Origin of the sequence: Rahnella sp. PAMC25559 (assembly GCF_050632365.1) — a bacterium.
In the GTDB taxonomy this organism is placed as follows: Bacteria; Pseudomonadota; Gammaproteobacteria; order Enterobacterales; family Enterobacteriaceae; genus Rahnella; species Rahnella rivi.
Window position 1 is genome coordinate 613161 of the sequence record NZ_CP192543.1, and the last position, 26046, is coordinate 639206.

The 26046-nt window shown below is 54.5% G+C and carries 22 protein-coding genes; 12 read left to right on the forward strand and 10 right to left on the reverse strand.

What is annotated here, in order from left to right:
* Nucleotides 1–15 precede the first annotated feature (15 nt).
* The 4 genes from ebgR (at nt 16) to ACQZQY_RS04220 (ending at nt 6272) form a co-directional block, all read left to right on the forward strand.
* A complete protein-coding gene (gene ebgR, locus ACQZQY_RS04205) occupies nt 16–996 on the forward strand; it encodes a transcriptional regulator EbgR (RefSeq protein ID WP_431296662.1) in 981 nt (326 codons plus the stop codon).
* Nucleotides 997–1212: 216 nt separating this feature from the next.
* The gene (ebgA, locus tag ACQZQY_RS04210; protein WP_431296663.1) at nt 1213–4269 is read left to right on the forward strand and encodes a beta-galactosidase subunit alpha; all 3057 of its coding nucleotides are present in this window, start codon (nt 1213–1215) and stop codon (nt 4267–4269) included.
* Entirely contained in the window at nt 4269–4721 is a 453-nt protein-coding gene (locus ACQZQY_RS04215; RefSeq protein WP_431296664.1) for a beta-galactosidase subunit beta, read from the forward strand. The genes ebgA and ACQZQY_RS04215 overlap by 1 nt, the downstream gene beginning before the upstream one ends.
* Before the next feature lie 51 nt (nt 4722–4772).
* Nucleotides 4773–6272, forward strand: coding sequence for an amino acid permease (locus tag ACQZQY_RS04220; RefSeq protein WP_431296665.1), 1500 nt, complete (start codon nt 4773–4775; stop codon nt 6270–6272).
* Between the two features lie 63 nt (nt 6273–6335).
* Here the strand turns inward: ACQZQY_RS04220 and mqo are convergent, their stop codons facing one another.
* Nucleotides 6336–7988, reverse strand: a complete 1653-nt coding sequence (mqo, locus tag ACQZQY_RS04225) for a malate dehydrogenase (quinone) (RefSeq protein WP_136375761.1) — start codon at nt 7986–7988, stop codon at nt 6336–6338.
* A 59-nt stretch (nt 7989–8047) separates the two neighbouring features.
* On the opposite strand from mqo, the gene ACQZQY_RS04230 reads away from it, so the two are divergent.
* Nucleotides 8048–8221 carry a hypothetical protein gene (locus ACQZQY_RS04230; RefSeq protein WP_156361982.1) on the forward strand — a complete coding sequence of 58 codons (174 nt, stop codon included), beginning with the start codon at nt 8048–8050 and terminating at the stop codon, nt 8219–8221.
* A 163-nt stretch (nt 8222–8384) separates the two neighbouring features.
* Here the strand turns inward: ACQZQY_RS04230 and ACQZQY_RS04235 are convergent, their stop codons facing one another.
* From ACQZQY_RS04235 to ACQZQY_RS04255, 5 genes are all read right to left on the reverse strand, one after another.
* Nucleotides 8385–10034: a malate:quinone oxidoreductase gene (locus tag ACQZQY_RS04235; RefSeq protein ID WP_122097227.1), complete on the reverse strand. Its 1650-nt coding sequence runs from the start codon at nt 10032–10034 to the stop codon at nt 8385–8387.
* Between the two features lie 314 nt (nt 10035–10348).
* On the reverse strand, nt 10349–11125 hold the full coding sequence (locus ACQZQY_RS04240; protein WP_431296666.1) for an anti-sigma factor family protein: 777 nt from the start codon (nt 11123–11125) through the stop codon (nt 10349–10351).
* Nucleotides 11122–11571: a sigma-70 family RNA polymerase sigma factor gene (locus ACQZQY_RS04245; protein WP_238485181.1), complete on the reverse strand. Its 450-nt coding sequence runs from the start codon at nt 11569–11571 to the stop codon at nt 11122–11124. The genes ACQZQY_RS04240 and ACQZQY_RS04245 overlap by 4 nt, the downstream gene beginning before the upstream one ends.
* Before the next feature lie 80 nt (nt 11572–11651).
* Complete coding sequence (locus tag ACQZQY_RS04250; protein ID WP_056775682.1) at nt 11652–12194, reverse strand: tetratricopeptide repeat protein; 543 nt, start codon at nt 12192–12194, stop codon at nt 11652–11654.
* Between the two features lie 31 nt (nt 12195–12225).
* A complete protein-coding gene (locus tag ACQZQY_RS04255) occupies nt 12226–12804 on the reverse strand; it encodes a cytochrome b (protein WP_122097223.1) in 579 nt (192 codons plus the stop codon).
* Between the two features lie 364 nt (nt 12805–13168).
* On the opposite strand from ACQZQY_RS04255, the gene ACQZQY_RS04260 reads away from it, so the two are divergent.
* Complete coding sequence (locus ACQZQY_RS04260) at nt 13169–13915, forward strand: flagellar brake protein (RefSeq protein ID WP_056777153.1); 747 nt, start codon at nt 13169–13171, stop codon at nt 13913–13915.
* Between the two features lie 21 nt (nt 13916–13936).
* Here the strand turns inward: ACQZQY_RS04260 and ACQZQY_RS04265 are convergent, their stop codons facing one another.
* A complete protein-coding gene (locus ACQZQY_RS04265; RefSeq protein WP_122097222.1) occupies nt 13937–14695 on the reverse strand; it encodes an SDR family NAD(P)-dependent oxidoreductase in 759 nt (252 codons plus the stop codon).
* A gap of 126 nt (nt 14696–14821) precedes the next feature.
* Between ACQZQY_RS04265 and ACQZQY_RS04270 the strand changes: the two genes are divergently transcribed.
* The 4 genes from ACQZQY_RS04270 (at nt 14822) to ACQZQY_RS04285 (ending at nt 19382) form a co-directional block, all read left to right on the forward strand.
* Complete coding sequence (locus ACQZQY_RS04270; RefSeq protein ID WP_431296667.1) at nt 14822–15721, forward strand: LysR family transcriptional regulator; 900 nt, start codon at nt 14822–14824, stop codon at nt 15719–15721.
* Between the two features lie 84 nt (nt 15722–15805).
* Nucleotides 15806–16945 (forward strand): inner membrane protein YhjD, encoded by a 1140-nt coding sequence (gene yhjD / locus ACQZQY_RS04275; RefSeq protein WP_431296668.1) that lies wholly within the window; start codon nt 15806–15808, stop codon nt 16943–16945.
* 287 nt (nt 16946–17232) lie between these two features.
* On the forward strand, nt 17233–18555 hold the full coding sequence (locus ACQZQY_RS04280; RefSeq protein ID WP_056775693.1) for an MFS transporter: 1323 nt from the start codon (nt 17233–17235) through the stop codon (nt 18553–18555).
* Between the two features lie 59 nt (nt 18556–18614).
* Nucleotides 18615–19382, forward strand: a complete 768-nt coding sequence (locus tag ACQZQY_RS04285; RefSeq protein WP_056775696.1) for a CDP-diacylglycerol diphosphatase — start codon at nt 18615–18617, stop codon at nt 19380–19382.
* A 120-nt stretch (nt 19383–19502) separates the two neighbouring features.
* On the opposite strand, the gene ACQZQY_RS04290 is transcribed toward ACQZQY_RS04285, so the two are convergent.
* Together ACQZQY_RS04290 and pdeH are read right to left on the reverse strand one after the other, a co-directional pair.
* Entirely contained in the window at nt 19503–21557 is a 2055-nt protein-coding gene (locus tag ACQZQY_RS04290) for an AsmA family protein (protein ID WP_056775698.1), read from the reverse strand.
* 212 nt (nt 21558–21769) lie between these two features.
* Nucleotides 21770–22546, reverse strand: coding sequence for a cyclic-guanylate-specific phosphodiesterase (pdeH, locus tag ACQZQY_RS04295; protein ID WP_431296669.1), 777 nt, complete (start codon nt 22544–22546; stop codon nt 21770–21772).
* Nucleotides 22547–22798: 252 nt separating this feature from the next.
* Between pdeH and ACQZQY_RS04300 the strand changes: the two genes are divergently transcribed.
* Both ACQZQY_RS04300 and ACQZQY_RS04305 read left to right on the forward strand, forming a co-directional pair.
* Nucleotides 22799–23035 carry a 4-oxalocrotonate tautomerase family protein gene (locus ACQZQY_RS04300; protein ID WP_305775608.1) on the forward strand — a complete coding sequence of 79 codons (237 nt, stop codon included), beginning with the start codon at nt 22799–22801 and terminating at the stop codon, nt 23033–23035.
* Between the two features lie 204 nt (nt 23036–23239).
* The gene (locus ACQZQY_RS04305) at nt 23240–24178 is read left to right on the forward strand and encodes a sugar kinase (protein ID WP_431296670.1); all 939 of its coding nucleotides are present in this window, start codon (nt 23240–23242) and stop codon (nt 24176–24178) included.
* A gap of 234 nt (nt 24179–24412) precedes the next feature.
* Here ACQZQY_RS04305 and ACQZQY_RS04310 read toward each other — a convergent pair whose 3' ends face one another.
* Nucleotides 24413–25918, reverse strand: a complete 1506-nt coding sequence (locus tag ACQZQY_RS04310; protein ID WP_431296671.1) for a M16 family metallopeptidase — start codon at nt 25916–25918, stop codon at nt 24413–24415.
* Between the last annotated feature and the right edge of the window lie 128 nt (nt 25919–26046).

Sequence of the window (26046 nt, forward strand, 5' to 3'; positions counted from 1 at the left end):
TGGACTGAGACGCTGATGGCAACATTAAAGGAAATCGCTGAGGCCGCGAACGTATCCGTTGCGACGGTTTCACGCGTGCTGAATGACGATCCGAGCCTGAGCGTAAAAGCGCAGACCCGGCAGAAAATTCTGGAAGCGGCAGAACGCCTGGAATACAAACTGTCGTCGGCCAGGCGCAACGCCACCCACCGCATGACATTTGCCGCGCTGTTCACTTACCGCCAGGGGCTGGAAATTGATGATCCTTATTATCTTTCCATGCGCTATGGCATTGAAACACAATGCGAAAAACTCGGCATTACGCTGGTTTCCGGCTACGACTTTACCGGCGATAAAGCCCTGCCGTCTGCCGATGGCTTTCTGGTTATCGGGCAGCCGCAGGCCGCGCTTCATCAGCAACTCAGTCAGCAATCCCTCCCGGTCGTGTTTATTGATGGCGTGATGGACGATCCGCAGTCCGACTGTGTGAATGTCGATCTGTTTAAGATCAGCCAGAAGGTGATCGATTTCTTCATCGGGCAAGGCTATTCGAGGATCGGGTTTATCGGCGGGCGCGATGAACCTGAATTTGCCGATCAGCGCGAGCAGGCTTTTGTGGAATATGGCCGGCTGAAAAATGTGGTGCAGGCAGAGGATATTTATTACGGCGATTTCACCAGCCAGTCCGGCTACCAGTGCGCCAAAAAAATGCTGCTGGACAACAGGCCGTACCCTCCGGCGCTGCTGATTGCCACCGATACCATTGCGCTGGGCGTGACGCGTGCGCTGCTGGAGCACGGCGTAAAAATCCCGGAGCAGATCGCGCTGATCAGCGTCAACGACATCCCGACCGCACGCTTTGTTTTCCCTTCTTTATCAACGGTGCGCATTCATTCCGAAACCATGGGCGCGCAGGCGGTGAACCTGCTGACCGAGCGCCTGCGTGATGACCGCAACGTGCCGCTTTCCGTATTTGTCCCCAGCTCATTGCAGTTGCGCGATACCACCCGCCGCTGATCCCGCCCTGCCGGTTCGCACCTTCTGACGCCCTGCTTTTTCCGATCGGGCAGGCGTCAAAGGGATCGCCGACGATCGCTAAAAATTAACTGCCTGATCCCCCGCCGCTTTTTTTAATTAGTGTGATCTCTCTGACAATCGGTAAATGTTTTTAGTTATTTTTACTAAATATTTACTATCTTATTTCCCATAGAAACACGTCTCAGGAGAGATCACGTGAATAATTGGGAAAACATCGACAAGCAGTCAGAACACCGTTTACCACCGAGGGCCAGTTTTTTCAGCTATGACACTGCGCAACAGGCACTGCGCTTTGACCGCGCGGCCAGCCACTGTTTTCAGCTGCTCAGCGGTCGCTGGCAGTTTGCCTATTTTGATCACCCGGCGTTAGTGCCGGACGCATTTTACAACCAGCCGGTGACGGGCTGGGGCGATATCGCCGTGCCCGGAATGTGGCAGATGGAAGGTCACGGCCAGCTGCAATACACCGACGAAGGTTTCCCGTTCCCAATCGACATTCCTTTCGTGCCCGCCAGTAACCCGACCGGCGCGTATCAGCGGACGTTTAGCCTCGATGCCGCGTGGGCAGGCAAACAGATCATCATCAAATTCGACGGCGTCGAAACCTACTTCGAAATCTACGTGAACGGCCATTATGCCGGGTTCAGCAAAGGCAGCCGCCTGTGCGCGGAATTTGATATCAGCGCGTTTACGGTTCAGGGCGAAAACTTGCTGTCGGTGCGCGTCCTGCAGTGGGCGGACTCCACGTATATCGAAGATCAGGACATGTGGTGGATGGCCGGGATTTTCCGCGATGTGTATCTCACCGGCCAAAATCCGGTTCATCTCAATGATTTCACCGTGGTTACCGCGTTCGATGAAAACTACTGCGACGCCGTGCTGAGCATTGATGCCGTTCTGTGTAATTTGCGCGAGCCGGTCAGCGGTTATCGCCTGCATGCGCAGTTATTCGACGATGGCGTCTGTGTGGCGCAATTGTCAGCAGATAACCTGCATATCGGCGATGAAGCCCGTTGTCATCTGGACATACCGGTCAGCCAGCCACGTCAGTGGAACGCCGAACATCCTGAGCTCTATCAGTTGCTGCTGACACTGTATGACGATGCGGGCAAGGTGGTTTCCGTGGTGCCGCAGCGCGTCGGTTTTCGTGATATCTGCGTGCGCGACGGGCTGTTTCACGTCAACGGGCGCTACCTCAAGCTACACGGCGTCAACCGCCACGACCACGATCACCGCAAAGGGCGCGCGGTGGATATGGCGCGGGTGGAGCGCGATATCATCCTGATGAAACAGCACAACATTAACTCGGTGCGCACTGCCCATTATCCGAACGACCCGCGCTTTTACGAGTTGTGCGATATCTACGGGTTATTCGTCATGGCCGAAACCGATCTGGAAAGCCACGGTTTCGCCAACGTCGGCGATCTGAGCCGCATCACCGACGATCCGCGCTGGGAACACGCCTATGTGGAGCGCATTGAGCGTCATGTGATGGCGCAAAAAAATCATCCGTCGATCATCATGTGGTCGCTCGGCAACGAATCCGGTTATGGCTGCAATATCCGCGCGATGGCCGCACGCTGCAAAGCACTCGATCCGACGCGTTTAGTTCACTACGAAGAAGACCGCGACGCCGAAGTGACCGACGTCATCAGCACCATGTATTCCCGTGTTTCCATGATGAATGCGTTTGGTGAATACCCGCACGCCAAACCGCGCATCATCTGCGAATACGCCCATGCGATGGGCAACGGCCCCGGCGGATTAGCCGAATATCAGGCAGTGCTCAACCGCCACGCCAGCCTGCAGGGGCATTACATCTGGGAATGGTGCGATCACGGCCTGCTGGAAACCGGCGAAAATGGCCGGATGCGCTACACCTACGGCGGCGATCACGGCGATTATCCGAACAACTACAACTTCTGCATGGACGGGCTGATTTATCCGGATCAAACCCCCGGCCCCGGCCTGCGCGAATATAAACAGGTGCTGTGCCCGGTCGGCGTCAGCCTGAGCGGCGGCACGCTGCATGTTAAAAACCGTTACTGGTTCAGCTCACTGGAAGACATCACGCTGTCGCTGACCGTGCAGATGGCCGGTCGCTGTGAAGAAGCCCGCGAAATCACCCTGCCGCATCTGCAACCCGGCGAATCGGAAGAGATTCCCCTGCCACCATTCACCGCCAGCGGGCAGGAAACTTTCCTCAACGTCAGCATCTGCAAAAACAGCCCGACCGCCTACAGTGCGGCAAAACATCCGCTCGGCCAGTATCAGATGCTGTTGCAGGCGGCGCAGCCTTTGCCTGCTTCGCCGGTTGCCACACGCGTCACCCCGCTGCTTTGCGACGCGCAAAAACATCAGCTGATCGTCAGCAGCGAAAACTTCCAGCTGGCGTTTTCCCGCCTCGATGGCGAACTGAAAAGCTGGCAGGTGGATGGCGAAGAAATCCTGGGCCGTGCGCCGAAAATCAACTTCTTCAAGCCGGTCATCGACAACCACAAACCGGAATTCGAAGGCCTGTGGCAACCCAATCATCTGCACATCATGCAGCAGCATTTACGGTCGCTGCGCTGGGAGCCTATGCAGGATGACGTGGTGATTGAAGTGCAAAGCATCATTGCGCCGCCAGTTTTCGATTTCGGTATGCGCTGTACTTATCGCTGGCGGATATCGCCTCAGGGCGCGGTGAGCCTCGATTTATCCGGCACGCCTTACGGCAATTTCAGCCACGTCATCCCGAAAATCGGCCTTGATGTTGGCATCAGCCGCCGCTTCACGCAGGTGGAATATTACGGCCGCGGGCCGGGCGAAAATTATCAGGACAGCCGTCAGGCCAACCTGATCGGCCATTATCAGCAACCGGTGAGCCATTTATTTGAAAACTACCCGATGCCGCAGGACAACGGCAACCGGCAGGACGTCCGCTGGCTCAGCCTGCGTGATAACACCGGTCGCGGGATTTTCATTCAGCCGCGCCAGCCGATCAATTTCAGCCTGTGGCCGTACAGTTCGCAGCAACTGCAACAGGCGCAACACATCGACGAACTGACGCCGGACAGCTGCCTGACGCTCAATCTCGATCACAAAATTATGGGGCTGGGTTCTAACTCCTGGGGGTCGGAAGTGCTCGATTCTTACCGCGTCTATTTTTCTGCATTCCGCTACGGCTTCACGCTGGTGCCGTTCCGCCAGCAGGACACCGACAGCCAGCACCTTGCGGAATTCACCTTTCATACCGGGGAGGAAAACTGATGATTATTCTCGACTCTTTACATGAATTTGAGCGGCTGTATCGCAGCGGAAAGAAATGGCAGCGCTGCAGGGAAGCCATCAATAACCTGGAAAATATTCGCCCCGGCGTTTTCCATTCTGTCGGCGATTCGCTGGTTTACCGGCTAACCAGCGGCAGCGAAAAACAACGGACGGAATTCGAAGGCCACCGCCGTTATTTCGATGTGCATTATTACCTCGAAGGGGCAGAAGAAATCGAATTTGCCGCGAAATCTGCCCTGCACTGCGTGGCGCCTTATGACGATGAGACTGACCGTGAATTTTTTAGCGGTCAGGGTGAAACAGTAAAAGTGAATAAAGGCAGCGTGATCATTTTTGAAAATCACGAAGCCTGCCGGTTCAGGCCGGAAAAAGACGTCAGAAAAGTCATCTTACAGGTGACCATCGAAGAGAGTTATTTCGTTAATAAATAATAAAAAACAATAAAACCCTTACCCTATAAACATTGCAGTTGGAGAGTTTCTATGGCCGGATCGAGCAGAAACACAATCGGCAAATTTGGATTGTTATCCATGACATTTGCCGCCGTTTTTAGCTTCAACAATGTCATTAATAACAATATTCAGTTAGGCATCGCGTCTGCGCCCGTTTTTCTGGTGGCGACAATCCTCTATTTCATTCCGTTTTGTCTGATCATCGCCGAGTTTGTTTCGCTGAATAAAAACTCGGAAGCCGGGGTATACGCCTGGGTAAAAAGCGCGCTCGGCGGACGCTGGGCATTTATGACCGCCTATACCTACTGGTTCGTGAATTTATTTTTCTTCACCGCGCTGCTGCCGCGCGTGATTGCCTACGCCTCGTACGCCTTTTTAGGCCATGACTATATTTTTACGCCAGTCACCACGGCTATTATCAGCATCTGCCTGTTTGCCTTTTCCACGCTGATTTCCAACAGCGGCGCGAAATTACTCGGGCCGATGACGTCAGTGACCTCGACATTAATGTTGCTGCTGACGTTCTCTTATATTGTGCTGGCAGGCGCGGCGCTGATCGGCGGCGCGGAACCGGCCAATCCGATTAACGTCGAGGCCATGACGCCGCATATTAACTGGGCATTTTTAGGCATTATTGCGTGGATATTTCAGGCCGCCGGCGGCGCGGAATCGGTCGCGGTGTACGTGAATGACGTCAAAGGTGGCAGCCGCGCGTTCGTGAAAGTCATCATTATTTCCGGGCTGGTGATCGGCGTGCTGTATTCCATCGCCTCCTTATTAATTAACGTGTTTGTGGCACAGTCCGCGCTGCATTTCACCGGCGGCACCGTGCAGGTATTTGAAGGGTTATCGGCGCACTTTGGTTTACCGGCGGTGATGATGAACCGCTTCGTCGGCGTGGTATCTTTCACCGCGATGTTTGGCTCATTGCTGATGTGGACGGCCGCGCCGGTCAAAATATTCTTTACTGAAATTCCTAAGGGGATTTTTGGCGAGAAAACGATTCGTCTGAATAAACACGGTGTCCCGACGCGCGCGGCGTGGATCCAGTTTCTTATCGTCATTCCGCTGATGCTCATTCCGACGCTCGGCTCCAACAGCGTACAGGAATTAATGAACACGCTGATCAACATGACCGCCGCGGCATCAATGCTGCCACCGCTGTTTATTATGCTGGCCTATCTGAATCTGCGGCTGAAATACGACTGCGTTAAACGCGATTTTAAAATGGGATCCAGAATGCAGGGGATCGCCATCGTCAGTACGCTGATTGTGATTTTCACCGTCGGCTTTATCGCCTCGACCTTCCCGACCGGTGCCAGCATTATCACCATTGTGTTTTATAACGTCGGCGGACTGGTGTTATTCCTCGGCTATGCCTGGTGGAAATACAATAAATATTCCAAAGGTCTGGATGAGAACACCCGTTACCACGAGGACACCCCGCTGGCGAGAATTGTGCTGGAATCGCAAAATGAAACCGCACGCCTGAAAGAAGCGACGGTTGCCAAATCGCTGTCAGGGGCGTAACGGGAAAAGAGAGACATAAAAAAACCGCCTGAGAAGGCGGTTTTGTTTTTTCCGAATCCGACCTTACAGCGCGATATCTGCGGGCAGATTGGTTTCTTCCTGCGCATGGGCGTCGAGCGGGCGCAGTTGCACCACGTCGGCGACCGGCGTCGTTTTCATCGACGGGATATCGAGTTGCAAAATACGGCTGGTATCGAGCAGCTCTTTCTCGGTGGCTTCTACGTTTCCGTTCAGTTTGGTGCCATAAGACGGAATGATTTCGCGGAATTTAGCCTGCCATGCCGGGCTGGCCGCTTTCTCTTTGAAGACCGTTTCCAGCAACTTCATCATGATCGGAGCCGCCGTTGATGCTCCCGGCGATGCGCCGAGCAACGCGGCGATACTGCCATCTTGTGCGCTGACCACTTCGGTACCCAGACGCAGAACCCCGCCATGCTTGCCATCTTTTTTGATGACCTGCACGCGCTGCCCGGCAACCCAGCGTTTCCAGTCTTTCTGCTCGGCCTGCGGGAAGAACTCCTTCAATGCCGCATGACGATCGTTATCGCTGAGCATCACCTGCCCGACCAGATATTTCACCAGATCGAAGTTACCCATACCGACGTGAGTCATCGGCAGCAGGTTGGAGCTGTTCACGCTGCCAAACAGATCCCACAGGGAACCGTTTTTCAGGAATTTACTGGAGAAGGTGGCGAACGGCCCGAACAACAGAACCTGTTTGCCATCGATGATGCGGGTATCCAGATGCGGCACGGACATTGGCGGTGCGCCGACGGCGGCTTTGCCGTAGACCTTCGCCAGATGACGTTTCACCACGTCCTGATTTTCTGTTACCAGGAACTCGCCGCCCACCGGGAAACCGCCGTAGTCACGCGCTTCCGGAATACCGGATTTTTGCAGCAACGTCAGCGACGCCCCGCCCGCACCGATGAACACAAATTTCGCATTCACGACGTGGTGTTTGTGGCTGTGGCGGAGATCGGTGATGGTGACGCGCCAGCTTCTGTCCGGATTGCGCTGGATATCGCGCACTTCCTGACCGTTCGCCAGCGTGAAATTGGATTTTTTCTGTAACGCCTCGACCAGCTGGCGGGTTACCTCGCCGAAGTTGACGTCGGTGCCTGCGGTAGTGCGGGTGGCTGCCACTTTTTGCGCCGGATCACGGCCTTCCATGACTGCCGGGATCCACTGTTTGATTTGTTCCGGGTCTTCTGAATATTCCATCCCACGGAACAACGTACTTTCCTGCAACGCGGTAAAACGTTTGCGCAGAAAATCGATGTTTTCATCGCCCCAGACAAAGCTCATGTGCGGCACGCTGTTGATGAAGGAGCGCGGATTATTCAGCACGCCTTTCTGCACCTGATATGCCATGAACTGGCGGGAAACCTGAAACGCTTCGTTGATCGCCACCGCTTTGGTGATATCGACAGATCCGTCCTGCTTCACCGGGGTGTAATTCATTTCTGCCAGCGCGGAATGGCCGGTACCGGCGTTGTTCCAGCCGTTTGAGCTTTCCTGCGCCACGCCGTCCATACGTTCGATCATATGGATCGACCAGTCTGGCTCCAGCTCCTGAAGGTAGGTCCCCAGGGTGGCACTCATAATTCCGCCGCCGACCAGCAATACATCAACGGATTTTTCGTCTTCTGCGGCCGCAGGCTCGCTGGCACCCAGTGAGTCACGGTTGAGAAGCATACCAAGTATCTTTCTCATGACGTCTGTTTCTCTAAATGTTCAGTTCTGTTTTTGGCGATTCGTTTAAGAATATTGTTATGGCTGTCGAACAAGAAATTAGCAAAAAAACACGCGGGATCGTTACTGAAACTTCATTTTTTCAAATGACAGCAACGAATATAACATTATCACTACATAATTTAAAAAAGGATTTAACCTTTCAAAAAAAGAGGAGATGCGCCAGACAGATCATCATGCAGGCCGCAGCCTGACTGGTTTTTCGGAGATTTCAGCCCCTGTTCAGCGCGGATTTTTAGCGTACAAAGAACGCGCAATTCGTGCTAAATCGGGTTGGGGAGGGACAGCGTGCGCAGAGCAAATGTTAAAAAGGCGCGGTTGCCCGCGCCTTTACGATGGTTTTGTTAACAAATCAGATCAGAGCGCGACGTCAGCCACCTGCTTCTGCTCTTCACCCTTTTTCGGAGCAGAAGAGTTGTCAGCCGCCGGAGCCGGTTCTGCCGCTTTCGGCTGCGGGTTGTCGAGCATCAGAACGCGGCTGGTGTCGCCCAGTTCTTTCTCGGTTGCCGCCACGTTGCCGTTCAGTTCGGTGCCGTAAGAAGGGATGATTTCCTTCAGTTTGGCCTGCCATTCTGGCGTCGCGACTTTGTCTTTGAACACTTTTTCCATCAGATGCAGCATGATCGGTGCAGCGGTGGAAGCGCCAGGAGAAGCGCCCAGCAGCGCGGTAATGCTGCCATCTTTCGAGCTGACCACTTCGGTGCCAAGGCGCAGAACGCCGCCTTCTTTCTCATCTTTTTTGATGATCTGCACACGCTGACCGGCTTCCCACAAACGCCAGTCTTCTTTCTTCGCATCCGGGAAGTATTCACGCAATGCATCGAAACGGTCGTCGTCGGACAGCATTACCTGGCTGACCAGATATTTCACCAGATCGAAGTTGTCGATGCCCACGTGGGTCATCGGCATGATGTTGGAGAAATTCACGCTGCCGAACAGATCCCACAGGGAACCGTTTTTCAGGAATTTGCTGGAGAAGGTAGCGAACGGCCCGAACAGCAGAACCTGTTTGCCATCCAGAATACGGGTGTCGAGGTGCGGAACGGACATCGGCGGCGAGCCGACAGACGCTTTACCGTACACTTTTGCCAGATGACGTTTCACCACGTCCGGGTTTTCAGTCACCAGGAATTCGCCGCCGACCGGGAAGCCGCCGTAGTTATCCGCTTCAGGGATACCGGATTTTTGCAGTAACGTCAGGGACGCGCCGCCTGCGCCGATAAACACGAATTTGGCTTTGATGACGCTTTCTTTGCCGTCGTTTTTCAGGTCAGCCACGGTGACGTCCCAGGTGTTATCCGGGTTACGTTTGATGTCACGCACTTCATGGCCGAGGCTCAGGGAGAAGTTAGGTTTCTTCTGCAACGAGGCCACCAGCTGGCGGGTGATTTCGCCGAAGTTCACGTCGGTACCGATGGGAATACGGGTCGCAGCGACTTTCTGCGCCGGGTCACGCCCTTCCATCACCAGCGGGATCCACTGTTTGATTTGCGCCGGGTCTTCTGAATATTCCATGCCACGGAACAGCGTGCTTTGTTGCAGCGCCGCAAAACGTTTACGCAGGAAATTGATGTTGTCATCACCCCACACAAAACTCATGTGCGGCGTGCTGTTGATGAAAGAGCGCGGGTTGTGCAGTACGCCGTTCTCAACCTGATAGGTCCAGAACTGACGGGAAATCTGGAAGGATTCGTTGATTTCGACCGCTTTGGAGATATCGATACTGCCGTCGGTTTTTTCCGGCGTGTAGTTCATTTCTGCCAGCGCAGAGTGACCGGTACCGGCGTTGTTCCAGCCGTTGGAGCTTTCCAGTGCCACGCCATCCAGGCGCTCGACCATGTCGATGGACCAGTCTGGCTCTAATTCCTGAAGGTATGTCCCCAGCGTCGCGCTCATAATGCCGCCGCCGATCAGTAACACATCCACGGGCTTTTCATCTTCTGCGAACGCTGACTGACTGAAGGCAACCACGTTAAGGCAGAGGATCATGGCAAGTAACTTTCTCATGACGTCTGTTTCTCTGAATGTTTAGTTTTAGTTTTGCAGGTGAAAGCTATCCAGATTTCCCCTGGATAAACGAAATCAACAACCCGATGCGGTGGGAAACAAGCGATTATTTCCACAGAGTATGAAAGGACAATAATGGGGAGTAACGAAAACTGCGGTGCAGAACGACAATTCAACCACACAAATGTTACCGATTACTCATATTATCGAGATTTCGTAAACATTTTAACATTGCCGTTACGTGCATTAAAAATAGTTTAATACTTTAAATAATTACATAAGTTAGTTCCGTGACGAAACTATCAGCACGTAACTCATGCGATGCGTGCCTGCAACGTGGCGGCGTGCTTCGCCAGAATGGCTGCCGGGCTGTGGCCGATCAGCATGAAGTTATAGCCCGAATCACGCCAGTAAATGACGTTCATCTTTTGCCGCACTTCGCTCTGCGGCGCCGTATTGCCAGGGTGTTCGCTGCGCGTGATACACAACGCCATCGGGCCGGATCGCGCATCCAGATAGGTGATTTGCGCGATATCATATTCGTCGTAATGCAACAGGCGGGCATTTTTAAGCTCCGCGCCCTGCACCACCAGCCCCGCCGGGCTTAACGCAATGCCCAGCGTTTTCTGCACCCGCGAGAGCTGAATTTGCTGCTGCTCCACGGAATCACTGACGTCCGCCAGCGTCTGCGCGGAATACAAAGACATGTAATCGGCCACGCGATCGCGCCAGGTGCTTTCGGCGCGCAAGGTGGTGGAATAGCGCCCGGCAAGCAGGCCGACCGCCAGAAAACTCACTGACGCGGCGATCAGGGCACGACGACTGACGCCGCCGGGGCGGGAAACCGGCGCATCGGGGATGGCATCCAGCGCGGCCTGAAGCCTGCCGACCGGCGCGTCCTGCAACATCAGCCCAAAGGCATCGTGGAAAGGCAAATTACTGCGCGCCATCTGCGCCAGACGCTCGCCGAGCACGTCATCACGCGCCAGTTGCTGATCAAACTGCGCGCGCTGTTTTTCACTCAGACGGTTATCGAGGTACGCGACTAACACTTCATCGGAAAATGGCGAAGATAAGGTTTCACCGTTCATTTTTTCTCTCCCTGTCGTGACGACTTACCGGCATGTTGTGCCAGCGTCAGCCGGGCGGATGCCAGACGGCTCATAATGGTGCCGACAGGTACGGACAGCGTCATCGCCGCCTCCTGATAGGTAAAACCTTCGACATACACCAGAAAAACCGCGTTCCGCTGGGCTTCCGGCAGGCGTTTCACCCGCTGCATCACCTGCGTGTGCCAGTGCTTATCTTCGAATGAAAACGCATCGGCCGGCGTATCCAGCTCACTGGCGTCGACAAATCCCTGCCCCTGACGCACGTGCTGCGCCCTGAGTTCATTGACCCATATGGAATGCAGAATCGAAAACAGCCAGCGATCGACTCCGGCGCTGTCCACCACGTGCGCGCTGCGTTCCAGCGCACGCACGCAGGTGGACTGCACCAGATCGTCGGCCACATCGCGCTTATGCGATAACACCATCGCATAGCGCCAGAGGCGGGCCAGACACTGGCTCAGTTCGTGACGTAAGTCTGTGGGTGAGATTTATCGTTTCCCCGTTTTCAGGATTCAGGATGCCCGTCAATGGCGGCGCTGAGATCACGATACTCTTCGCAACCGGTGCCGCATAAGCCTTTGATGGTAGCCAGCTGGGCTTTGGCGAGATCGGGACGCCCTTTAATCATATAAGCCTCGCCGAGATATTCCCGGACTTTGGCGTAATTAGCGTCAATGGCGATCGACTTCTGATAATAGCTGATGCCTTCATCGGTTCGCCCGAGTTTACGGGTGGCGTAGCCGCGATAGTTCCACGCCTCTTTGGTGTTCTGATCTTTGAGCGTATTCAGCACGGTCAGCGCTTCCTGATAACGGCCTGTTTTCGCCAGATGATAGGCGTACTGGGTTTTATCCTGATCGGAAATCATGCTGCCTTTATCCACCATACAGCTTTTGGTTTTGCTGTCGTAGATTTGCCCCTTCGGGCAGTCCGGCGTTTTTTTCGCGTCGGAATCGTCGCCCATCGCGTGGGCAACGCCCGCGAACAGCAGCAAATTAGCCGCCAGGCAAGCCACTGACAGCGCGTTAACCGTTTTTTTCGTCTTCATGATGTTGTCCTGTAGGGTACACATTGATGATTTACGGGCGGCTTTCACTGCCCGGTAACATGCGGCGCAGAATGCCGTCGCGCAGAACGTAATGATGGAAAAGTGCCGCCAGGGCATGCACGCCAGCCAGAATAATCAGCGCCCACGCCACGTTGTTATGCAATGAGCCAAAAGTTTTGGTCATCACGCTGTCGAAATTGAAAACGTCCGGGATCGGAAATAAACCGAAGAAATAGAAAGGCTCGGCCTGCGACCAGCGGAATAAAAAGCCCAGGGTGATCTGCGCCACCAGCAGTAAATAGAGCGCCAGATGGGTCAGGTGCGAAGCGGCTTTCAGCAGCGTAGGCATGGCAATCGGTTTCTGTTTGCTGCGCCCCGTGCTGACGGTGAACAGCCGCCATAACAGACGCCCGACAATGATCGCCGCCAGCAGAATGCCCACCGAGATATGCACGGATTGCAGCCCTTTACGCAGTGGCGTACCGCGCTCCAGCACTTCCCAGATGTGCGCGCTGGCAAACAGAAAGACCACGGCCAGCGCCGTCAGCCAGTGCAGAAGGATGGTCAGCCCGTCGTAACGGCTGCGAAGAACAGAAGAAGAATTTTGCATAAGAACGGTACCCGTCAGTGTTCGATATGAAGGTAAACACCTGAGCACGGTTTTTTATTCGATGAAAAGAGAAAAATTTTCAAATGAGTGGAAACTGAGCGGCCGGCGTGACCGCCCACAGTCAGCGTAATAAAATTCCGAAGCGGGAAAAAATGATACTCACGTGGGTGAAAAATCGCCTATATATAGATTCAGGGCGGCAGATCTTCCCTGACCTGACGCCGAAATTTCACATTGAACCGCGCAAAATATCAGGGTCAGTACAATAAAGATTTATTCCGGGTAGCCGATAACCGTAACGGGCGCTTTATACGTCAAAGGCTGCGCCAGCAATTTATGATTAATGAATTATGAGGTGTGGCAGGTGAGCGAAGTACCCAAAGAGTCGTTTGCTAAGCGTAACACGCTGGCAATATTGTCCGTTTTACGGGATCTGAAAAAAAACCAGACGCTGGTGATGGTCACCCATTCCCGTGGGCAATTTATCAGTAAAATTCTGGACGTGAATGCCGACGGTCATCAGTTCTTATTCGATCTGGGCAGTTCTGATTATGAAAACGGTCTGGCGATGGCCGCAGACACGCTGAGTTTTGTCGCTGAGCCTGCGGGTGCCAAAGTGGAATTCGCCTGCGGAAAAGTGCGTCAGGTCACCTACGACGGCCTGCCTACGTTTATCTGTGATATTCCGCCGGTTCTCTATTTCATTCAACGCCGTGAATATTTCCGCGTGAGCGTACCCTGGCTGCCGGATTACCGTTGCAGCGGTAAATTAGCCGATGCCAGTGACTTTGCTTACCGGGTCAGGGATATTTCCCTCGGCGGTCTGGGGCTGGAGATTGATGGCACCACTCTGCCGGAAATTGCCTCGGGCGAAGTGCTGAAAGATTCGCTGATCCAGCTGGCGGAACTCGGCACCTTTAAACTGGATTTGCAGTATATCGGTTCGATGCCGCGTAAATCGGTGAGCAATAAAGGCGAGACGGTCAGCACCCAGCGGCTGAGCTTTAAGTTTCCGCGTTTGTCACCCGCGCAGGAACGCGACCTGCAACGGGCTATTTTCGAGCTGGAAAAACAACAGCATATAAAAGCGAAGCGTTTCCAGCACGATTAAATACCGGCCAGAAACGTCGGATCAGATAAACATACCGCCTGAAGCTTCGACCCGCTGGGCGGTCATCCAGCCCGCCTCATCACTGAGCATGAGCGCCACCATATCCCCGATATCATCCGGCAATCCGGCGCGGCCCAGCGCAGTGTTACCGGCCACCATTTTATTGACCTCAGGATTGTCGCGAACCATGCCGCCGCTGAAATCCGTTTCAATCGCGCCGGGTGCCAGCACGTTGACGGTAATACCGCGCGCGCCAAGTTCTTTTGCCTGATAACGGGTCAGCACTTCCACCGCGCCTTTCATGATGGCGTAAGCGGAAGAGCCCGGCAGCGCAAAACGCGCCAGCCCGCTGGACACGTTCAGAATACGGCCTCCGTCAGCCATCAGAGGCAACAGTTTTTGTGTCAGGAAAAACGGCCCTTTCAGGTGGATGTTCATCATCAAATCGAACTGCGCTTCGGTGGTTTTGGCGAAAGACTCGTGCAGCCCGACGCCCGCATTGTTCACCAGAAAATCAAAGGTATCGCGCTGCCAGATCTGCTGAAGCTGGTGGCTGACGCCGGTAACAAACGCATCAAAGCTGCTGCTGTCTCCGGCATCGAGCTTAAGCGCCACAGCCTTGCCACCCAGCGCCTCGACCGATTTCACCACCGCCTGCGCGGCGTCCTGCTGGCTGTGGTAAGTCAAAATGATATCCACGCCCTTTTTTGCCAGCTTTTCAACGGCATTCTTACCTAAACCACGGCTTGCACCGGTCACTATCGCGATTTTACGGTTCATTCCAGACCTCATCATGTTTATGTCACTGCTGCATTGGATGAAATCCAGCCTATTGGATTACGCGCGCGTGATAAATGGCCCATAATGAGTTTCACTGTCTCATTTCAAACAACAATTGGGTAAAATGTGGATAAAATACAATCGATGCAGGTTTTCGTGCGTGTCGCCGAACTGAGCAATTTTACCCGCGCCGCCGAAAGTCTGGGGTTGCCGAAGGGCAGTGTCTCGCGTCTGGTGCAGCAACTGGAAACCCGGATGTCTGCCCGCTTGCTGCACCGCTCGACGCGCCGCGTACAACTGACACAGGACGGCCAGGTGTTTTATCAGCGCTGCAAAGAGCTGCTGGCCAATATGGAAGAGCTGGAATCGATGTTTCAGTCGAATCCGGCAAGCGTCAGCGGGCGGCTGCGGGTGGATATGTCGGTCGGCATGGCTACCCATCTGGTGTTGCCACGGCTGGCGGAATTTCTCAACCGCTACCCGGCGCTGGAAATCGAACTGAGCAGCACCGATCACCGCGTGGATGTGGTGCGCGAAGGGTTTGACTGTGTGATCCGCTCCGGCACGCTGAAAGATTCCGGGCTGATTGCCCGCCCGCTCGGCGCTCTCAGCATGATCAACTGCGCCAGCCCCGGCTATCTGCAACGCTACGGCACACCTGAGCACCCCGAAGAACTGGCCCATCACGCGATGGTGCATTACCAGCAAACGCTCGGCAGCCACAGTGATGTCTTTGAGTATCTGGACGGCAAACAGCTGAAAACCATCAGGAGCGGTGGCGCGGTGACGGTCAACAGCACGGAAACCTACGTGGCCGCCTGTCTTGCGGGTCTGGGCATCATTCAGGTGCCGCTGATGGGCGTACGTGACCCGCTTGCGAACGGCCAGCTGGTCAGTGTCCTGCCGCAATACTGCGCGCCGCCGATGCCGGTCACGCTGGTTTATCCGCACCGCCTTAACCTGTCGCGGCGGGTGAAAGTGTTCATGGACTGGCTGACAGAAATATCCCAAACGTTCATTGCCTGAGCGGTTAAACCGCTGCCCCGTCGCCTGAGCCGCTCAGGTGTCTATACTTAGGGCTGGATGCACTTTTAAGGACAACATGGATCAATGCCCCTCATTTCAAAAGAAGACCTTTCAAAAAACGCCACGGCTGAGCAGGAAGAAGCGACGCCGCTGATTAACATCAAAACCGGCAATCACACGGTGGATAAAAACATCGGCAGATTTTCGCACCTGGTGGAACACGTCAAATCCTGGGGATGGGTGGCGCATCTGCTGCGCACCACCGAGCGGTTTAATGATCGCCTCGGCAGCCAGTTTGGTGCGGCGATCACTTATTTCTCGTTCCTGTCACTGATCCCGATTTTGATGGTGTCGTTCGCCGCCGTCGGTTTTGTTTTGGCCTCGAACCCGGATTTGCTGGCGGAGCTTATCAATAAGATCGTCAACAGCATCAGCGACCCTAATCTGGCGGCCACGCTGAAAAGTACGGTGAACACGGCGATCCAGCAACGTACCGCGGTGGGATTATCCGGGCTGCTGATTGCGTTGTATTCCGGCATCAGCTGGATGGGGAATTTACGTGAAGCGATCCGCGCACAGTCGCGTGATGTCTGGGAGCGAAACCCGCAGGATCAGGAGAAAATCTACCGCCGCTATTTCCGTGACTTCGTCTCGCTGACCGGTCTGGTGCTGGCGTTGATCATCACCCTGTCGCTGACCTCCATTGCCGGTTCGGCGCAAAAATCCATTGTGGATGCGCTGGGGCTGGGCGGAATCGAGTGGCTCAGGCCGGTGATGACCAGCATCGCGCTGGTGATTTCCATTGCGGCCAACTATTTGTTGTTCCTGTGGATATTCTGGATGCTGCCGCGTCATAAACCGCGTAAAAAAGCCCTGCTGCGCGGAACGCTGCTGGCGGCGATCGGGTTTGAGGTGATCAAATTTGTGATGACCATGACGCTGCCGCGCCTGGCGACCTCGCCGTCCGGTGCCGCCTTTGGTTCGGTGATCGGCCTGATGGCGTTCTTCTATTTCTTCGCCCGCCTGACGCTATTTGTCGCCGCATGGATTGCCACTGCGCAGTACAAAGACGATCCGCGCATGCCAGACCGCAAAGATAAAGCCGCACAGAAAGCAAAAGGGACAACGGTAAACGACAGTGAATACTCGCCTGACCATGTCATCGTGCCAGACGAAATACATATCGCAGACGTTAATACTGATATCAAAGTACAAAAGCAGTGATTAGCACTGAAATAGTCTCTGCGTTACCCTGAAAACCAGAATAACTGACTGAGGCGTGCACTTTTATTTTGCCGTTTTCCAGTCAGTTACTCTGCATTTCATCTGTTCCCCGAACTTATGAAGGGTGAAACAGGATGTTAATAAAACAATCGCCCGATCCCGCCTGAAATGCCCTTTTCCCTGCGCCCTGCCGCGTTGAAATGCCGTCGCGCTCTGCTTAAGATGCCTTTTCGCTATACATTTATTTACATTAGTTCCCTCTCACTCATTACAAATAAGAAACACTTATGCAAGCCACTATCACTCCAGAATTAGAAGCTGACGCGCACCTGGTGAGTCAGAACTCCCGCGGCAAAGTCATCGTGGCATCGCTAATCGGTACGGCCATCGAATTTTTCGACTTTTACATCTACGCGACCGCCGCCGTCATTGTGTTCCCGCATATCTTCTTCCCGCAGGGCGACCCGACGGCCGCCACGCTACAGTCACTCGCTACTTTTGCCATCGCCTTTATTGCACGTCCGATCGGCTCTGCGCTGTTTGGTCACTTCGGCGACCGCGTTGGCCGTAAGGTCACGCTGGTGGCCTCATTGCTGACCATGGGCGTGTCCACGGTGGTCATCGGCCTGTTGCCGACTTACGCCACCATTGGCGTGTTCGCACCGATGTTGCTGGCACTGGCGCGCTTTGGTCAGGGTCTGGGGCTGGGCGGAGAATGGGGCGGTGCGGCATTACTCGCCACCGAGAATGCGCCACCGAAAAAACGCGCGCTCTACGGCTCTTTCCCCCAACTCGGCGCGCCGATCGGTTTCTTCTTTGCTAACGGCATGTTCCTGCTGCTGTCGTGGCTGCTGACTGACGAACAGTTCATTTCCTGGGGCTGGCGCGTGCCGTTCCTGCTCTCCGCCGTGCTGGTACTGGTCGGTCTGTACGTTCGCGTTTCGCTGCATGAAACGCCGGTGTTCGCGAAAATCGCCAAAGCCGGTAAACAGGTGAAAGTGCCTATCGGCACGCTGTTCACTCAATACAAAAAAGCGACGATCCTCGGCACTTTCATCATGGTGGCAACTTACACGCTGTTCTACATCATGACCGTGTATTCACTCGGTTACGGCACTGCCGCAAAACCTGTCGGGTTGGGCATTCCGCGTAATGAGTTCCTGCTGATGCTGATGCTTGGCGTGATCGGATTCGGCGTGATGGTGCCGATTGCCGGCCAGCTGGCTGACAAATTTGGCCGTCGCAAAACCATGATTTGCATTACGCTGCTGATGATTGTTTTCGCGCTGAGCTTCCCGACGATTCTGGGTTCCGGCTCGCAGGCACTGGTGATGGTGTTCCTGCTGTGCGGATTCATGGTGATGGGCCTGACTTTCGGCCCGATGGGGGCTTTGCTGCCGGAACTGTTCCCGACAGAAGTTCGCTATACCGGCGCATCCTTCTCCTATAATGTGTCTTCGATACTGGGTGCGTCCGTTGCGCCGTACATCGCCACCTGGCTGGCAACCCATTACGGGTTGTTCTATGTGGGCGTTTATCTGGCCTTTATGGCAACGCTGACGTTAATTGCGCTGCTGCTGTCCAAAGAAACCGCCCATCAGTCACTGTAACTGACCTGGACACCGTGCCCGGTATGCGCCCGGCACGGTGCCTTCTGCGAAGGTTTCTTATGCGCTTACGACGATTGATCCTGCCTGCCCTGCTTCTGCTTATCGTGATTGCCGCCGCTTTCTGGTTCTTCTGGCCTCACACCTCAAATCCCAATGCCCTGTGGAATATCATCAGTCAGAAATGCGTGCCTAATCAGCGCAGCAGCGGAAAACCCGCGCCTTGTGCGCAGGTCGATGAACAGCAGGGATTTGTGGTACTGAAAGATTTGAACGGCCCGTTGCAGTATTTACTGATGCCCAGTGCGCGGATCACCGGCATGGAAAGCCCGGCACTGCTGGAACCGGCCACGCCGAATTTCTTCAGTCAGGCCTGGAGTGCGCGGCATTTTATGGCGGAGAAATACGGAAAACCGATCGACGACAGTAATGTCTCTCTGGCAATCAACTCACAATACGGACGGTCGCAGAACCAGCTGCACATCCATATTTCCTGTCTGCTGCCACAGGTCAAAGCCACGCTGATTAAAGACAGCGCGCAGCTCGGATACGACTGGCAGACACTGCCTGATCAACTGCTCGGCCACACCTATCTGGCACGCAAAGTCACCCCCTCTGAGCTGAATCAGCGAGGGGCTTTCCGCATTCTGGCCGCTGGCGTGCCGGGCGCCGACAAAAAGATGGGGCATTTCGGTATGGCGATGGTCAGCCTGCAAGGCGGCGATTACCTGCTGCTGGCAAGCGAGCGTGACTTACTGAAACTCAATAACGCCTCGACCGAGGAGATCCAGGACCATGACTGCAAGGTGCTGGATCCTGTGCCTCAGTGATTCAGATAAACAGCGCGGGAGACATGCCGAAACGCGATAATTTCCGGCAACCTGCGTTGGCAACCTGGCAGCAGCGGAACAGGCTGCGCCAGGGTTGCTGATATCGCCCCTTTATTAACATCACTTCTCTTTCATTTGCTGCAATATCGGGCCGCACTGGTTTTCTGCGCTGTCGCTTGGGGAAATCAGCGCCAGCAGGGCAGCCGCCGGGGCAACGACGGCCCCGAGAGCGACGGCCGCGGCGCCACGGGCAATCAGCGGCCCCGGTTTGACACCCGCATCCGGATTTTTATAGGTCCCGCGCACGTACAGCGGTGAACGCAAGGTCAGCACGCGCAGGCCCTTACTTTCCGGGTCGATGGTCAGATCCAGACGCTCGGTGGCCATATTGGTGCTGCCGGTGATGGTGATCACCGCATTCTCGGTGTCGAACACGAACAGACGTGGCGTCACCAGCCCGTTTTTGATGTTGACGTTGGCCGCAGCGCAGTTAATAGCCACTTCGTCATCGCCGAACAGTTTTCCGACCAGATAATTCCCCACGTTCAGCCCCGCCAGTTCCATCAGGCTGCGGCTGACTACGCCGTCGTTTATCAGGATTTTCATATCACCGTTGCTGGTGCCCAGCAGCGCGGCGACGGAATTACCGGTACCGGTGAGCGTCGCATCACCGTTCAGATCCCCCAGACTGCGCTCCATGGATTCCATTTTTGGCAGCAGCTGTTTCAGTTTCAGATGGCGGGCATGCAGATCTGCACGCGCCCGCATCGGCGATTTATCCCCTTCCAGCCTGATGGTGGAATTGAGATTACCGCCCGCCACACCGAAGCGCAGCGGGTCGAGCAGGATAACGCTGTTGTTAAGTTTCAGATGGGTACTCAAATCGCTGAGCGGCAGAGATTCGCCATGTTCAATGCGTTTTGCGCTGAACTTCACGTCAGCATCCATCGCGCCCCAGGATTTGGTATCGAACTTCTCGACCGGCAGCACTTTGTCAGAAGGCTGACGCGTCGTCTCACCGCGTTTCGCTTTCTCTTTATTGGAATCGGCCCCGATGAGCGGTGCCAGATCGGCAAAGCGCAGCTGTTTAGACACCACTTCGCCGGTCAGTTTCGGACGCGGCTTACTCGCCTGATAAGTCAGGGAACCGTGGATGTCGCTGTCGCCAATTTCACCGTTAAAGTTTTGATAACGATAAATTGCGCCATTTTTATCGTGCAACGTCGCCGATAAATGACCATCAGTGGAATACGGCGGCGTTTGCGGTAAGAGCACGCCGGTGAGGCCATACAAATCAGACAGCGTCTGGCCGGAGAACTTCAGGCGTAAATCCAGACCGCCGAGGTTCATCGGATCCTGCAGTGTCCCGGCGACGGCCACGCGGGTATTCCCGGAGCGGACGTCTGCCTGTAACGGGAACAACGCATCTGCGTCTTTCAGCGCCAGCATCCCGCCGATTTTCCCGCTGCCGGAGAGCGATTCACCGTTGTATTTGCCGTCCACTTTCCAGCCGAACACGAACGGCGGCGTTTTGCTTTTCGGTGCGTCTTTTTTATCGCCGGTAACTTCGGTGAACGGCAATGGTTTGCCCAGCGGATCAATCACTGCGCGGAAATCGGCTTTCATCACGGCATCTTTGTAATCAATCTGCCCGCGATCAAAGACGATGTCGTTGAGGGTAAACGACCAGGCTGACGGTGGCTGTGCCGGGTCTTTCTGATCACTGTTGGCAAGATTGAACGTCCAGTTATTTTTGCCGTTGGCTAAACGCAGCAGCGAGGCATCCGGCTGTTTCAGCCAAATCCTCGGGATCAGCACTTCTTTATGCAGTAACGCCAGCGGCGCGATGCTGGCATCTACGCGGGCAAGTTTCACCATCTGCGCATCTTTCTCACCGCCCTGCACATCTGCGGGATTCCCCAGCACAATGTCTTCGGCATGGATGTGCGGCCACGGAACCCACGCACGCCAGCCCGCCTCGTCTTTCTGGCGTGACCAGTCCACACCCAAATCGCCACGGATCGCGAACGTACGGTTCAGCTCAGCGCTGACTTTTTGATTGATCGTAGGTTTGAGGCGATTCCAGTCAAACATCGCGATGAAAATAACGATGGCGATCAGCAGAATAATAATCACACCGGCAATCCACGAGATCACCTTACCTGTGCGCGTCATAAACGGGTTCCTTTCAGACAGTTAACGAATTCCAGAGTTTAAACATAGTTGAATTCGCCTCAGCTTGCCTGAAACGGTGCAGAAGAAACGGAGAGGTGCGGAAGAAAGAGAAAGGCATAAATCAAATAAAATCAAGGCGATAACAATGTATCACACCACTGCAACCCGTCCGGCATTTTGAGACTTGCCTGTACAAAGTTTGGTGTGATTCATTATTCTTCGAAATGTATTGGCAGATTATCCAGCCCGTCGAAAGTGGCCGGACGCGCCAGGTAGTACCCCTGCGCCGCCAGCGCATCAGACTGGCGCACCATCGCCCATTCGGCGGCAGTTTCCACGCCTTCAATAATCACGCCCTTGCTGTAGCGGTTCATCAGCGTCACCAGCGTATAGAAGAGTCGCGAGCCCTCTTCGCTCTGGCACAGCAGAATAAACAGGTCGCGGGCGATTTTAATGTACTCGTAATGCCAGGTCGTGAAAGACGAGAAGTTTGCGATACCCTGACCAAAATCATCCAGCCACAGGCGATCGGACTGCTCGATTTGCGACAGCGGAATACTCAGCGCATTTTCAGCACTTTCGACCAGCTCAAACCGGACGTAAGGCATCGCACTGATTTGCGCGCGCAAAGAGGACTCCGATTGCAGCATCTCCAGCACCTGACCATCGACGTTAATGGACGCCAGCAGGCCGTTATCAATGAACAAGCGCTGCCAGCGCTGCAAAAGATCGAGCTGCTCCTGCACGATTTGCAGGCGTTTGCCTACGGCGATCGCGACGAAGTAATGCTCAGGCGAAATAAATTTCTGCGGCTGGGCCGGGTGGAAAATGCCGGTCAGCAATTCAATACCCAGTAATTTTCCAGTTGTACGGTAAATGGGCTGAAAACGGTACACTCTCTGACATTGACGCCAGTATGACTGTGCTTTTACGCGCTCAAGCGCGGTAAAAGAAGGCGTAATCAGCCCTAACATCATCTTAGTTATCATATTTTTCTGCCGTCATGAATAAGAGTCAGATAATCAGGGACATGCGGCAACATGTCTTCCGCGACTACGATGTATGACGTGTCGACAAGGTAGTTCGATTTCCTGGCTTTCTTTTGTAGAGATATCTATCGGCGCAGCGCGCAGAAACTTTAATCACTCCGTATTTCCCTCCCTCTTCTTGCCTGTAAATCCCTCATTGCGCGCTGGAAGTTCTTTTGTACAGGCTCTACATTGGAGGTCGTTTAACACGTCATTAACCCCACCTTCCCGAGACGGAGAGAAAAAATGCCTTATGTAAACATCAAAATCACCCGCGATGGCGCGACCGCCGAACAGAAAAAAGCGCTGATCGCAGGCGTGACGCAGTTGCTGGTCGATACGCTGGGGAAAAATCCGGCGACAACGACGGTGATCATCGATGAAATCGATACGGATAACTGGGGGCTGGGAGGGCGTCCGGTGACCGAACTGCGTAACGAAGCTAAATAACACGTCTTTACCCTGACATCAGATGGAAGCCCCGCGGCTTCCACTTTCATATCGCTTGCATCCCTTTTTTCGATCTTCCTCGTAAAAAATAAAACCTCGTTTTAATTTAATTGACTGACCGCATTCTTATGAAGAGACTAGAGCGCAATAATGACGGACTTTTCTTCTCTTTCGTTTTAATGCTTCAGACATAGGCCAGGTAAAATGACTCGTAAAAACATTGCCGTTATCGGCGAATGCATGATCGAATTGTCACAAAAAGGCGATGCCCTTCATCGTGGTTTTGGTGGCGATACGCTGAATACGTCTGTGTATATCGCCCGCCAGGTGTCTCCTGATGCGCTGAACGTGCATTACGTGACGGCGCTGGGCAATGACAGTTTCAGTAATGAGATGCTGCAGGCGTGGCAGCAGGAAGGGGTTCATACCGATCTGACCCAGCGTCTGGAAAACAAACTGCCTGGCCTGTACGTGATTGAGACGGATGACTCCGGCGAGCGCACTTTCTACTACTGGCGCAACGACGCCGCAGCGCGTTACTGGCTGGACAGCCCGCAGTCTGAAGAGATTTGTCAGGCACTGGCGAAATTCGATTATCTCTACCTGAGCGGCATCAGCCTGGCGATCCTCAATGACCCAAGCCGCGACCGCCTGATGACCCTGCTGAAAGCCTGCCGTGCACGCGGCGGTAAGGTCATTTTCGACAACAACTACCGTCCGCGTCTGTGGGCCAGCAAAGAACAGACGCAATCCGCCTACAACGCCATGCTTTCCTGCACCGATATCGCCTTCCTGACGCTCGATGATGAAGACATGTTGTGGGGTGAAAAACCTTATGAAGACGTTATTGCCCGCACGCACGCACTGGGCGTCAGCGAAGTGGTGGTGAAACGCGGCGCAGACAGCTGCATCGTGTCCAGCGCGGAAGGCGAGTTGCACGATGTGCCCGCCGTGAAATTACCGAAAGAGAAAGTGGTGGATACTACGGCAGCCGGTGACTCCTTCAGCGCAGGCTACCTGGCCGTGCGCCTGACCGGCGGAAGCGCAGTGGAAGCCGCTGTACGCGGGCATGAAACAGCAAGCACCGTGATTCAGCATCGCGGGGCGATCATTCCGATGGAGTTTATGCCTGAGCGGGCATAAGGGCAGTTTTTCACCTGCAATGAAGACCGGGCAGCAAGACTGTGAAAGTGTCGGTTTTTTAAGTGCTGTGCTCACTTAACATGTCGCGCCAGAACCGATAAAGCGAGGAGGGATCCAAAGGAGGGAAAGCGTTTCCCTCCTTTGGTGAGTTTCGGCGCGGGGCGTTAAACCATCACCGCACGCGAAACCGAAATATTCTCGATCATGTTTAAAAAGATCAATAAGGGTCAACCCTTATTGCGCCGCGGCTACCGGTGTCTCAGTGACGACAGCCTCTCCCGCCGGGCTGGCTTCTGCTGGCGCCATAATCTTGTCATAAATCGCCCTCAGTTCCCCGGCATTGACCTCCGGTTCACCTTTCGGCTGTGCCAGGACTAAAGCCGGCTCACGTGACAGTTGCTGTTTAAGCTCCTGATTCATTACCGGTAAGGTCAGCGTTGAGAGGAATTCCTGACGCAATTGCTGGTATTGCTCCGGCGCGATGTCTACAACACCGTTTTGCTGTGAACGCAGGCGCTGACTCATCAGTACGTCGGTGTCCGTGCGGGCATAGGTGGCGAACAGCTTGCTCAGCTGATCTTTTTTCTGGGCAATCAGTGCATCGAATTCAGATTGTGAGATGCCTTTATCACGCACCACCAGCAACTCATCGGAAAGACGTTTAAACAACTCCGCAAGTTTGGCCTGAGGTGCTTCAATACGAATGGCGCACTGCGCACGCTGGAACTGCACGTTACAGTCAAAGCCTAAGCCCGGCCCCGGTGTGGCTGCGTCTTTCTTATTCTCGAAAGAGGATTTCAGCGCTTCCTGTAAATGCCAGAACAAGGCTTCACGCGCCAAATCACTGCGCCAGTAAGACGCCAGTGCCTGAGAATCCTGAATCGGCTGCCACGCGCTGTCCCACATTAATGACAAACGATCTTGCGTCAGATTGTCGTCCATCAATGTCATGGATTTCATGGTCACTTCAGACAGCGTCGGCAACGTTTGCGGCGTCTGGCGGCTACCTTTGAGCGGTGAGAAGGTCCGGTTAATTTGTTCGCTGAGCCCGCGGCCATCCACGTTACCGACAACGAATAATGTCATCACATCTGGCGTATACCACTGATGATAAAACTTGATGAGGGAGTCTATGTTGATGGGTTTGGTCGGCAGCTGATCCGGATTATGCCCGACCAGAGTGGAGCCGGTGATGCGGGCGCGCCAGAAGGCGTCCTGGGTATTTTGCGGCAGCGACCCCACCGGATCCCGTGACTCCTGACGCGCGGCGCTCACCAGTTCGGGTGTCACCGAGACTTTCCCCGCAGTGTTCGCCAGCCAGTTCAATGCGTCTTTCAGCAGATCCGGGCGGTTATTGGGAAGACTCAGGTTGTACATGGTGAAATCGTAAGAGCTGACCGCCGGCGGCAATGGCCGTTGCGGGTTAATGCTCTGCTGCCAGAGAGACTGGAGTTGGGCCGTGCTGAATCCTTCGCTATGCATTAACGCCAGACGAGGAAGGAAATGCGTGTAGCCAGACTGTTGTGCTGACTCTGCCAGTGACCCGGTGCGAACCACCAGGCGTAATTCAATACGATCGCTCGGACGTTGTGGTGTAGTCAGAAGCTGCCAGGTGAACCCGTTTTCTAACTTGCCCTGCTGCCAGGCCGGGTCGGGTTGTAATGTTTCTGCCTGCACATGACTTGCGGCTGCTGCCAGCAGCAATCCACCAATGAGTAAACGGATTTTGGTGCCCTGCATGTGAACCCCTACGTAATGACAATCCAATTTTCAGAGTGCTGTCCTGCCGGTGTCTGATGACGGGCCCACAGGAACTGAATGCGTAAAATAAAGCCCGAAAAAATAAAGCTCTTCGTTAGACCGCGGGT